The organism is Microbacterium sp. GW821-FHT01D02, from assembly GCF_059422585.1.
The window spans coordinates 336,398-347,767 of sequence record NZ_JBWKXB010000002.1 but is presented as its reverse complement, the minus strand read 5'-3'; the positions used below and the strand labels follow the sequence as shown (position 1 = coordinate 347,767).

Genomic DNA, 11,370 nt, shown 5'->3' with positions numbered 1-11,370 from the left:
GAACGTATATACATGTCCTCCCCCGATGTCGGGGAGGCGGAGGAGCAGGCCGTCGTCGCGGCGATGCGCTCCGGGTGGATCGCGCCGCTCGGTCCCGATGTCGACGCCTTCGAGCGCGAGCTCGCGGAGCGCGTCGGCGTCTCCCATGCGGTCGCACTGAGCTCGGGCACGGCAGCGCTGCATCTCGGGCTGCTCACGGTCGGAGTGGGGGCCGGCGACGTCGTGCTCACCTCGTCGATGACCTTCGCGGCCACCGCGAACGCGATCGTGTACACGGGAGCGGAGCCGTACTTCATCGACGCCGACCCCGCGACCGGGAACATGGACCCGGCGCTGCTGCGCGACGCCCTCGTCGAGCTGCGCGACGCGGGGGAGTCGGTGGCCGCGATCGTCCCGGTCGACCTCCTCGGCAAGGCCGTCGACTACACCGCGATCCTCGCGATCGCCGACGAGTTCGACGTGCCCGTGGTGGCGGATGCGGCGGAGTCCCTGGGCGCCACGCATGCCGGACGCGCCGCGGGAAGTTTCGGGCGCGCATCGATCGTGTCGTTCAACGGCAACAAGATCATGACGACCTCCGGCGGCGGCATGCTGCTCACCGATGACGCGGACCTCGCCCAGCACGTGCGCTACCTGGCCACTCAGGCGCGCCAGCCCGTCGTGCACTACGAGCACACCGACATCGGCTACAACTACCGGATGAGCAACCTGCTCGCGGCGCTCGGCCGGGCGCAGCTCGCCCGCCTCGACGAGATGATCGCCCGTCGTCGCGACATGCGCGAGCTGTACAAGCAGCTGTTCGCCGACGTCGACGGCGTCGAGGTGTTCGGCGCCGACGGCGACGAGGCGGACAACGTCTGGCTGACCTCGATCCTCGTGGACTCCGCGGTCACCGGCTGGGAGCCTTCGGAGCTCGCCGCCGCCCTCGCCGTGGACGACATCGAGAGTCGCCCGCTGTGGAAGCCGATGCATGCGCAACCGGTGTTCGACGGTGCCCGCAGCAGGACGAGCGGCGCATCGGAGGCGCTGTTCGCACGCGGCCTGACGCTGCCCAGCGGCTCCGCATTGACCGCGCCGCAGCGCGAACGCGTCGTCACCGCGATCCGCGGCTTCCTAGCCCGATGAGCGCCAGGATCCGCCCGTACGATGTCGTGAAGCGCGGACTCGACATCCTCGCGTCCGCCGTCGCGCTCGTCGTGCTGTCACCGGTCATCGCCGTGACGGCCATCCTCGTGGCGGTCAGGCTCGGGCGCCCGGTCGTGTTCGCGCAGGAGCGCCCCGGCAGGGACGGGCGGATCTTCACGCTCTACAAGTTCCGTTCCATGCGCTCGGTCGACGAGGCACGCGGATGGGTGACCGATGCCGACCGGCTCACGCCGTTCGGGGTTCGTCTCCGCTCGACGAGCCTGGATGAGCTGCCCAGCCTCTGGAACGTGCTGAAGGGCGACATGAGCATCGTCGGGCCGCGCCCGCTGCTCGTCGAGTACCTTGATCGGTACACCCCTGAGCAGGCTCGCCGTCACGAGGTGCGGCCCGGGATCACCGGACTCGCCCAGGTGACCGGCCGCAACGCGATCTCCTGGGAGAGCAAGTTCGCACAGGACGTGCGCTACGTCGACCGGCGGAGTGTGGGACTCGACCTGCGGATCGTGATCGCGACGATCGGATCCGTGCTCAAGCGCGACGGCATCTCCGCGGAAGGACATGTGACCATGGCGAAGTTCGGTGAACAACATGGCTGAGCGGATCGTGGTGATCGGCGCCGGCGGCTTCGGGCGGGAGACGCTCGACGTGATCGAGGCGATCAACGCCGACGGCGAGACCCTGCACCTCGTGGGCGTGGTCGATTCGGGCCCGCGCCAGGAAGACCTCGGGCGGCTGGCGGAGCGGGGCATCGTCTCCCTCGGCACCGAGGAGGAGTGGCTGCCCGGGGCTTCCGGCGATGAGCGCTTCGTCGTGGCGATCGGCTCGCCGACCGTGCGGGAGGCCGTCGCTCAGCGCCTGTCCGACGCGGGTCTGCGCCCGGTCACCCTCATCCATCCGCGCGCCGTCGTCGGTTCGCAGGCTCGGATCGGCGACGGCGTCGTCATCACCTCGGGCGTGCAGATCTCGACCAACGTGACCATCGGCGACCACGTCCACCTCAACCCGGCGTGCGTCATCGGCCATGACGCGACGCTGGCCGACTTCGTCTCGGTCAACCCCGGTGCGATCGTCTCCGGCAACGTCGTCGTCGAGGGCGGAACGCTGCTCGGCGCGGGGTCGGTCGTGCTGCAGGGCCTCACGGTCGGCGCCGGAGCGACCGTCGGAGCTGCGGCGTGCGTGACGAAGGACGTCGCACCGGGAACGACCGTGAAAGGGGTGCCTGCTCGATGACGGTTCGAGAGTGCACACGCTGCATCATGAACTCCGCTGTCGATCCGGACCTGGTCCTCGTCGACGGCGTGTGCAACCACTGCCTCCGGTACGACGCGCTGCTGGAGTCCCGTGTCGTCCCCGTCGAGCAGCGTCCGGCGAAGCTGGCGCAGGTCGTCGAGGCGATCTCCCGTGCCGGCAAGGGCCGGGAGTACGACTGCATCATCGGTGTGAGCGGGGGAGTGGACAGCTCCTATGTGGCGCTCCAGGTGAAGCGACTCGGACTCCGTCCGCTCGCCGTCCACGTCGACAACGGCTGGAACTCCGCCCTCGCCGTCCTGAACATCGAACGGCTGCTGCGGACGCTCGACATCGACCTCCACACCGAGGTCCTGCGGCTCGACGAGTTCTACGACCTGCAGCGCTCGTTCCTCCTGGCGTCGACGCCCGATGCGGACATCCCGAGCGACCACGCGATCCAGGCGACGCTCTGGAAGGTCGCTCGTGAGCACGGCGTGCGGTTCATCATCTCCGGGATGAACTTCGCCACCGAGTCGATCAGCGTGCCCTCGTGGTCGTACGGCCACTCCGACTGGCGCTATCTCAACGACGTGCACCGCCGGTTCGGTCGGGTGCCGCTGCGGACGTATCCCCATTTCGGGTTCGTGACGCTCGCCTGGACGACGTTCGTCCGGCGCGTGCGGATCGTCTCCATCCTCAACTACCTCGAGTACGACAAGTCGAAGGCGATGGAGGAGCTCGTCGAGCAGCTCGGGTGGGTCCCCTACGAGGGGAAGCACTACGAATCGATCTTCACGCGCTGGGTGCAGGGCTTCTATCTTCCGAAGAAGTTCGGCATCGACAAGCGTCGCGGCCACTACTCCGACCTGATCAACTCGGGACAGATCTCGCGGGAGGGTGCGCTGGCGGCCGTGGCCGAGAGCGACTACAGCGAGCGTCTGCGCGCCGAGGACGAGATCCTGCTGCTCAAGAAGCTGTCGCTGACGCCCGAGCAGCTCGCCGAGATCGTGGACCGACCGGCGTCGAGCTACCGCGCCTACCGGAACTCCTACGGCTTCGTGCAGTTCCTCCGCGGGATGGTCAACCGGCTGCGGAAGCTGGGGCTCTACCCGCGATGACCGAGAGCGTGAACGTCCACATCTATCCCGCGCCCATCGTCAACGAGAGCCGCATCTTCCGGGAGACGAAGGCGGTGTCGGAGACCGGCCTGTTCGAGGACGTCGTCATCACCGGCCAGCGGGCTGCCGGGCTTCCGGACGTCGAGCGACTCGACGAGGACCGCTCGATCGAACGTGTCGGCGCCGTCGTGGACGAGAGGCCCCGCTCGATCGTGGGCCGTATCCGGGAGCAGATCTCCTGGTCGATGGCGGTCTACCGTCGGTGGCGCACGCGCCCGGTGCGCGTCGTCAACGCGCACTCCGTGGCGGTGCTGCCGGTCTGTCATGCGATCGCGCGCCGTCATCGGGCCGCCCTGATCTACGACACCCATGAGCTCGAGACGGAGACCTCGACGTCGAGGGGCATCCAGGGCCGGGTCTTCCGGATGATCGAGAAGCACTACGTGCGCCGGTGCGACGCGGTGCTCGTCGTCAACGAGTCGATCGCGGACTGGTATCGCGCCGCGTATCCGGGTGTGCGCGTGACCAGCGTGCGCAACGCGCCGTCCCGCGGCCGGGAGCCGCAGGCCGTCGATCTGCGTCGGCGGTTCGACATCCCCGCCGACAGTCGGGTCTATGTGCACGTCGGGAACATCGTGGCGCATCGGCATGTGGCGGAGATCCTCCAGGCGTTCGCCGCGCGCGAGTCTTCCGGCGATCACGTCGTGTTCATCGGTGCGGGAACCCTGGAGAACCTCGTGCGGACCGCCGCGGATCAGCATGCGAACGTGCACCTGCTCGGAGCCGTACCGGCGGATGAGGTCGTCGACACGGTCGCGGGAGGGGACGTCGGCCTCTGCTTGATCGAGGCGACCTGCCTCTCGTACGCCCTCTCCCTGCCGAACAAAGCGCTCGAGTACTCCATGGCGGGCATTCCCTTCTTCTATACGGATCTCGTCGAGGTCGACCGTCTGCTCGGCCCGGAGGCGGCGTCGTGGAAGGTCGGAGCGGATGCGGCGTCCCTGGTGAGCGCCATGTCGTCGCTCGGCGACACGGACGTGGCGGCGGGGCGCCGGGCGATCGCCGACGTCGAGCTCCCGGATTGGCCGACCGAATCCGCGCGCATGCTCGATGAGTACCGACGAGTGCGGGGGACCGCATGAAGACCGTCTGGATCGTCAACCACTACGCGACCGACCCGCAGGAGACGGCATCCGGGTCGCGGCACTTCTCGCTGGCACGCGGGCTCGTCGAGCGCGGCTGGACCGTGGTCCTGCTCGCCGCCAGCACCGAGCACCCCTCCGGACGTCGCCGGGCCGGACTCGCGGACGCACGGGCGAGCGACCGCACGCGCGACGGCGTGCGATTCCGATTCCTCCGCACCCCGGAGTACAGCGGGGGGTTGGCCCGGCTCCGGAACATGGCCGCCTTCACGGCGGCGCTCCTGCGCCGATCGAATGTCCGGGACCTCCCTCACCCCGACGTGGTGATCGGCAGCACCGTCCATCCGCTCGCGGCGTGGGCGGCTTCGGTCCTGGCGCGCCGGGCGGGCGTTCCGTTCGTCTTCGAGATCCGCGACCTGTGGCCGCAGACGCTCATCGACATGGGCAAGCTCCCGCCGCGGGGGCCGCTGACCTGGGTGCTGCGGAAGCTGGAGCGTCTGCTCTGCGACCGCGCCGAAGCCATCATCACGCTGCTGCCCTTCGCCTCCGAGTACCTGGTCGCCCAGGGGGTGCCGAAGGAGAAGGTGGTCTGGATCTCGAACGGCACGGACGCCGACGACTTCGACGGCGCCCTGCCGGCCGGTGGCGACGACTTCGTCTTCATGTACCTCGGATCCGTCGGCCGGGCGAACGGTCTCGGAGCGATCGTGGAGGGCTTCCTCTCCGCGGCCGCCGCCGAGCCGAGGCTGCGGCTGGTCATCGTGGGGAACGGTGCGGAGCTGCCGGCGATCCGGGGTCGCGCCGCCGGTTCTCCCCACGGCGGGCGGATCGCCTTCGAGCCGCCCGTCCCCAAGGACCGGGTGCCCTCGCTGGTGGGACGGGCCGACGCGATGGTCATCAACATCCTCGACCTCGACGTCTACCGCTTCGGGGTGAGCATGAACAAGATCTTCGACTACGCCGCCGCCGCACGCCCGATCCTCGTGGCGAGCAGTGCTCGGAACAACGTGGTCGCCGAGGCCGACGCCGGCATCGTCGTCCCCGCCGACGACGCGTCGGGACTCGGGACGGCGATGATCCGGATGGCGTCGCCGGATGCGGCAGATGACCGGGCGAGGTGGGCGGCGAATGCGCGCGCCCACGTCATCGCCAACTACGACTATCGGGCACTGGCCGAGCGGCTGGATGGACTGCTCAGCGGATGCATCGCGCGCAAGGGAGACGAGCAGGGATGATCACGATCGTCGACTACGGGGTGGGGAACATCGGATCCCTCCTCAACATGGCCCGCCGGATCGGCCAGGAGGCCGAGCTCTCCGCGGACCCCGAGCGGATCGCGAGCGCCGAGCGGCTGCTGTTGCCGGGTGTCGGCGCCTTCGACACCGCCACCGACAAGCTCCGCTCCGGAGGCTTCGATGCCGCGATCCATGAGTTCGCCCGCACCGGCCGTCCGCTCCTCGGGATCTGCCTCGGGATGCAGCTGCTGCTCGACTCGAGCGAGGAGGGCACGTCGGCCGGGTTGGGGCTCATCCCCGGAGGCAGCGTGCGCTTCGACGACTCGAGCGGGATCCGTGTACCGCATATGGGGTGGAACCAGTTGATCGTGCGCAAGCCGGCCGCGATCGTCGAGGGACTCCCGACGAATCATCGCTTCTACTTCGTGCACAGCTATCGCGTCGTCGTCTCGGACGAGCGCGATGAGCTGGCGCGGAGCGACTACGGAGGAGAGTTCACCTCGATGGTGCAGCGCGAGAACGTCACCGGGGCCCAGTTCCATCCGGAGAAGAGTCACGCCTTCGGCATGCAGATGCTCGACCAGTGGGCGCGCTCGTGATCGGCCCGCGGGTGATCCCCGTCCTCCAGATCGATGAGGGCGGCTGGCTGGTGAAGACGCGGCAGTACCGGAGCCCGCGCTATCTTGGCGATCCCATCAACGCAGTGAAGATCTTCAACGAGAAGCAGGTCGACGAACTCGTGGTCGTCGACATCGCGGCCAGCCGCTCGCATCGCGATCCGGCGTACGACATCCTCGCCGACATCGCATCCGAGGCCTTCATGCCGGTGGCGTACGGCGGCGGGCTGCGCTCCGTCGATCAGGCCCGACGTGTGGTCAACCTCGGCATCGAGAAGGTCATCGTCAACTCCGCCCTGTTCACCGAACCGGCGGCCGTGGAGAAGATGGCGGCGGAGCTCGGATCGCAGAGCGTCGTGGCGAGCATCGACGTGCGGCGCGGTGCCGATGGTGCCCTCGTCGCACTCAGCGATTCCGGAACCCGCCCCCAGCAGGGGAGCATCGAGGACGTCGCTCGTCGTGCAGTCGCCCTCGGCGCTGGGGAGATCGTCCTCTCCTCGGTCGACCGTGAGGGAACGCGCGAGGGCTACGACCTGGAGGCGATCCGCCTGGTCGCCGACGCCGTGCGCGTGCCACTCGTCGCTCTGGGCGGTTCCGGCGCTCTCGAGGACTTCGCTGCGGCGATCGCTGCTGGAGCGGACGCTGTCGCTGCGGGCAGCCAGTTCGTGTTCTACGGACGACGTGACGCCGTACTCATCACTTACCCGGAGCCGCAGGCTGTCGCAGCCCTCGCGGGAGCGGACGGCGGTCCGTCGACTCCCTGACGCCGGCCTCATCGGCGTCCGCTGCTTCGTGCGGCTGCTCGGCCCTGGCGTTCGTCATCCACATCGCCAGGACGAGCATCGACGCGAACGCCATCCAGGTGTATGAGGGCTCGAGGCTGGCGCTGGCCATCATCGTCATCAGGGGCGACAGCACCGCGAACAGGACGAGCGCGAGCCCCGCGACCTGCCGACCTCTGCCGAAGCTCTTGTCGCGGTACGAACGCCATCCCGCACGAGCGATGTGGAACACGACGACGACGGTCGCGGCGAAGACGAAGATCCCATACTGGCTGAGGATCTCCAGCGCGGCGCTGTGCGGGCTCAGAATCCCCTTGGTGGCGAGGTCGTAGGGGTGCCCTTCGGCGGTGCGCGGCTCGTAGCCGCCGGGGCCGAGGCCGAGGAAGCCCGACTCCAGGGCGAAGTTCATCCCGTTCCCCAGAAGGTTGAAGCGGATGGCCCCCGTCTGCCCTTCGTCGAACCAGGAGACCTGCGAGCGGTCGACGCCGAGGATCCCCGCGATGCCTCCGGGGGAGTTGGCGACCAGCAGCGCTCCGGCTGCGATCACGGGAGCGACGAGGATCACCGCGTGCGGGAAACGGGCCAGGATCAGACTCAGCACGATGATCGCGAGGGCGACGAGCCCCAGGGTCGACTCCGTCTTCTGGATGAGGACGGCGATTCCCACGAGGAACGCGACGATCAGAAGGCCGACGAGTCGTTTGCGGACGACGGCGAAGCCCGCGACGAGAATGAGGAAGGCGATCAGCAGGAAGTAGGCGAAGTCGTTCGGATTGCCGAAGGTGCTGGCGAGGCCGGGATCGGTGAGCACGCTCTCGGCCTCGCGGTTCGCGAAGTAGTTGCTGGCGCGCCACCCCGTCTGCATCTCGTATGCCGCGAGCGCACCGGTGACGATGATCGACGCCGCCCAGCCCAGGAACAGGGCGATGATGAACTTCCGGTCCAGCCGCGCCAACAGGACGGCGATCAGAAGGATGGCGCCGAAGAAGCAGGAGGCGAGCTCGGAGGCGGCGTAGGTGTCGATGCCGTGCGCGAGGCTCAGCACGAATGCGGCGAGCGCGCCGATGATCAGCAGAGCCCAGGTCGCTGTGCGGAGAACCGATGACGATCGCTGCGGACGGCGGCGGAAGAAGACCACGAAGAAGAAGAGAAGCGCGGCGGCGCGGAAGGCGAAGACGCTTCCGAGGAAGGGGAGGAGCGGACCGAGGGCCGCGAGCGTCGGAAGGATGAGGATCAGAGCCCGCTCGGGCCTGGTGCTGGCGGGAGCGGAGTTCTCACCCGGGGACGCGAGCACTGCTCGGCGCGGTAACGCGGTCTTCATCGCGGCGGCCCGTTGCATCGCGGTTCTCTCCAGGCTCAGTGGCCGCGTGGTCGGAGCACGCAGACGGGATCGAGGTAGGGGAAGTCTATCCCGACACCAGTTCTCGGCGGTCGGGCCGGCAGAGCCAGTCGTTCAACACTGTGGCCGCGGCGGTGCCGTCATGCCAGCGCCTCACGAACTCCGGTCCGCTCGTGGCGATCTCTCTCGCGCGATCCCGGTCGTCGAGCACGTCGTCCAGCACGGACCGCAGCGTGTCCGGGTTCGCATCGAGGAGGGGAACCTCGTCGCCCATCACGCGTCGGGTGTGCTCTGACACACTGCTGATCACGACGCGTCCCGCAGCCATCGCCTCGATCGCGATCACCCCGTACGCCCCCGTCTGGATCTGGTCGATCACGATATCGGCGCTGTGCAGCAGGGCGGGCATGGCGTCATGCGAGACGACACCGGAACGGACGATCTCGATCCGGCCCCGGCGCTCGAGCTCTTCCAGGGCGCGCTCGATGTGCCGGGTCCCCTTCGTGGCCGTGGCGCTGGCACTCGGGCGGTGGAGTACGCGAGGTACGGGCCGGTCCAGGGGAGTGTCCTCGGAGGCCCACCCGTCGAGCGAGAGCGTGATCGGGAGAAGTGTCGATCCCTCGACATGTTCGAGCATGTCCGGCGTGGTCACGAAGGTGGGCAGGCCTGCCGACGCCACCGCTGCGCGATTCCGCTTCGCCTGCTCGCCCAGCCGTCGTGTCCATTCCGGATCGGCTTCGGTGAAGAACGAGTGCTCGTTCAGCTCGATGCTCCGCTGCGGGTCCCTGGCGTCGCTGCCGTGGAACACGACGGCAGGGCTCACACCGAGCCGGCGGTAGGTCTCGGCCTCGTCGGTGAAGCGCGTGGTGTGCGGATCGCCGGCGAGTGGCATGTTGCTCTCGTTGAGGTGGTGCGTGGCCTCGCCGATGAGCCGACGGACCCGTGCTCTCCGCAACCATGTCGGGGCCAGGCGATAGTGCGGGAGCGAGCGATCGGCACGGTCGTTGACGCGTCGATCGCGGAGGAGACTCGCGACGGGGCCGTCGAAGGCGACGGTGAAGGCCTCGTGCGTGGTCCGGTCCTTCAACGAGCGCGCCCAGGCGCTCGCCTGCGACGCGGAGTTGAGAGGACCGATCGAGAGCGTTCGGTTCACGACGGGGCCTTCAGTCGGGGGCTCGCCACGGTCGTGTCCGAACCGTGTGCAGATAGTCTATCGCCCGGGGCTCTCAGACCCGTCAGCCGGCGTCCCGGCGCCCGGACCGTCCGGTGAGCTTCCTGAGGCGAATCCGGAGAATGAGGTGCGGTGACCGTGTCGAGGATGTTCGCGCGCCCGGAGTACGACCGGACGACGACGGATGCTCTCGGACGCAAGGGGATGCTCGCTCTGATCAGCAGACTGGCACCCGGCATCGCCACCCTTCTCGTCAACGTCGCGATCGGTCGACTCGGGGGAACAGCGCTGCTCGGTCTCACGCAGACGGTCACCTCCGGCGCATCGATCGCAGCCCTGGTCTACCCGGCGGGGGGCGCGGCGAGCAGGTACCTCTCCAGCCTCGGTGCCCAGGGCGAGCGCGAGACGGCCCGGGCCGTCGCCGCCCATCTTTCTCGTCGGGTGCTGCTCGCGTCGACCGCGGCAGCCCTGGTCGTGAGCGCGAGTGTCCTGCTCGGGAATCATGGCAGCGGATCCGTCGCCCTGCTCAGCGGCCTCATGGTCATCGCCGTCGCCGGTCGAGCGTTCGTCGAGGGCCTCCACTTCGGAGGCGGCGAGGGCGCGCGGCTCGCGAAGTGGAGTCTCACGATCGCGATCCTGAGCTCAACGGCGACGGTCGTGCTGCTGCTGATCGGAGTCCGCGACGTGTGGGTCATGGCTCCCCTCATCGCGCTCCCCCTCGCCTTCGTCGTCTTCTCCTGGCCGCGCCGGGCGTCCCGGCGCCTCACGGGCGGGCTGGCGAAGGAGATCCGCGGGTTCGTCGCGCTGTCGGTCGTGGGAACCCTCGCGAGCACGGGATTCGGACAGGCCGCGGTGCTCGTCGGCGGTGCTTCCCAGGGGTTGTCGTTCGTCGGACAGTACTCGGCCGCCATGACGATGACCACGCCGCTGGGAGTCATCGCCGCCGCGCTCGCCGCGGTGCTGTTCCCCGCGCTCGCCGCGACGCACAGCGTGGGCACGGCAGAGGCGGTGAAGCTCCGCCTGGGCGCCGTGACGTCCATCGTCATCACCGTGATGGTCGGACTGTTCATCCCGCTCGCCGTGCTGTCCGAGCTTCTGGTGTCTCTCATCTGGGGTTCGAAGTTCCCTCAGACCGCCTGGATCATCCTCTTCGTGCTGCCCGCGATCGTCGTCAGCACGATCGCCGTACCCGCCGTGAGCACGGTCACGGCATCCTCGAACCGCGGCATGGCGACATCCGCGGTGTCGAGCGTGATCGGCGCGGTCACCGGCGTCGTGGTGTGGGTGGTGTTGATCCCGAGCGGCTCGCCGGTGGCGATCCCTCTCGGCTTCGCCGCCGGGACCGTCGTCATCGCGGCGATCCCCCTCGTGATCGCGTGGCGGCGGTACCGCATGGCCTGGGCCGGCGAGATGATCCTCGTCGTCGTCGTGCTGGCCGGGACGCTCGCCCTCGCCGTTCTCGGACAGCAGTGGGAATTGAGCCCGGTGTATTCGGTGCTGGGAGCTGCCGTGCTCACGGGCCTGTGGCTACTCGTCCGGCACCGCTCCGTCCGGATCCTCCTGAGTCGCCTCCGCCGTCGCGCGTGAGGC

The 11,370-nt window shown here is 68.8% G+C and carries 11 protein-coding genes; 9 read left to right on the top strand and 2 right to left on the bottom strand.

Going from position 1 to position 11,370, the window contains the following annotated elements:
- Window positions 1-12 precede the first annotated feature (12 nt).
- From AC07VM_RS10425 to AC07VM_RS10390, 8 genes are read left to right on the top strand one after another with little or no spacing between them, the layout of a single operon-like run.
- Window positions 13-1,125, top strand: coding sequence for a DegT/DnrJ/EryC1/StrS family aminotransferase (locus AC07VM_RS10425; protein WP_494911073.1), 1,113 nt, complete (start codon window positions 13-15; stop codon window positions 1,123-1,125).
- Window positions 1,122-1,742: a sugar transferase gene (locus tag AC07VM_RS10420; protein ID WP_494911072.1), complete on the top strand. Its 621-nt coding sequence runs from the start codon at window positions 1,122-1,124 to the stop codon at window positions 1,740-1,742. Before AC07VM_RS10425 ends, AC07VM_RS10420 begins: the two co-directional genes overlap by 4 nt.
- On the top strand, window positions 1,735-2,376 hold the full coding sequence (locus tag AC07VM_RS10415) for a NeuD/PglB/VioB family sugar acetyltransferase (protein ID WP_494911071.1): 642 nt from the start codon (window positions 1,735-1,737) through the stop codon (window positions 2,374-2,376). Before AC07VM_RS10420 ends, AC07VM_RS10415 begins: the two co-directional genes overlap by 8 nt.
- Window positions 2,373-3,494, top strand: a complete 1,122-nt coding sequence (locus tag AC07VM_RS10410) for an N-acetyl sugar amidotransferase (protein WP_494911070.1) — start codon at window positions 2,373-2,375, stop codon at window positions 3,492-3,494. The genes AC07VM_RS10415 and AC07VM_RS10410 overlap by 4 nt, the downstream gene beginning before the upstream one ends.
- Window positions 3,491-4,636: a glycosyltransferase gene (locus tag AC07VM_RS10405; RefSeq protein WP_494911069.1), complete on the top strand. Its 1,146-nt coding sequence runs from the start codon at window positions 3,491-3,493 to the stop codon at window positions 4,634-4,636. Before AC07VM_RS10410 ends, AC07VM_RS10405 begins: the two co-directional genes overlap by 4 nt.
- Window positions 4,633-5,871: a glycosyltransferase family 4 protein gene (locus tag AC07VM_RS10400; protein ID WP_494911068.1), complete on the top strand. Its 1,239-nt coding sequence runs from the start codon at window positions 4,633-4,635 to the stop codon at window positions 5,869-5,871. The genes AC07VM_RS10405 and AC07VM_RS10400 overlap by 4 nt, the downstream gene beginning before the upstream one ends.
- Window positions 5,868-6,470, top strand: a complete 603-nt coding sequence (gene hisH / locus AC07VM_RS10395) for an imidazole glycerol phosphate synthase subunit HisH (protein ID WP_494911066.1) — start codon at window positions 5,868-5,870, stop codon at window positions 6,468-6,470. Before AC07VM_RS10400 ends, hisH begins: the two co-directional genes overlap by 4 nt.
- A complete protein-coding gene (locus tag AC07VM_RS10390; protein WP_494911065.1) occupies window positions 6,455-7,252 on the top strand; it encodes a HisA/HisF-related TIM barrel protein in 798 nt (265 codons plus the stop codon). Before hisH ends, AC07VM_RS10390 begins: the two co-directional genes overlap by 16 nt.
- On the opposite strand, the gene AC07VM_RS10385 is transcribed toward AC07VM_RS10390, so the two are convergent.
- Together AC07VM_RS10385 and AC07VM_RS10380 are read right to left on the bottom strand one after the other, a co-directional pair.
- A complete protein-coding gene (locus tag AC07VM_RS10385; RefSeq protein WP_494911064.1) occupies window positions 7,185-8,591 on the bottom strand; it encodes an O-antigen ligase family protein in 1,407 nt (468 codons plus the stop codon). The two genes, AC07VM_RS10390 and AC07VM_RS10385, sit on opposite strands and share 68 nt — an antisense overlap.
- 85 nt (window positions 8,592-8,676) lie before the next feature.
- Complete coding sequence (locus AC07VM_RS10380; RefSeq protein WP_494911063.1) at window positions 8,677-9,762, bottom strand: glycosyltransferase; 1,086 nt, start codon at window positions 9,760-9,762, stop codon at window positions 8,677-8,679.
- A gap of 150 nt (window positions 9,763-9,912) precedes the next feature.
- Between AC07VM_RS10380 and AC07VM_RS10375 the strand changes: the two genes are divergently transcribed.
- Window positions 9,913-11,367 (top strand): lipopolysaccharide biosynthesis protein, encoded by a 1,455-nt coding sequence (locus AC07VM_RS10375; protein WP_494911061.1) that lies wholly within the window; start codon window positions 9,913-9,915, stop codon window positions 11,365-11,367.
- The last annotated feature ends 3 nt before the right edge of the window (window positions 11,368-11,370 follow it).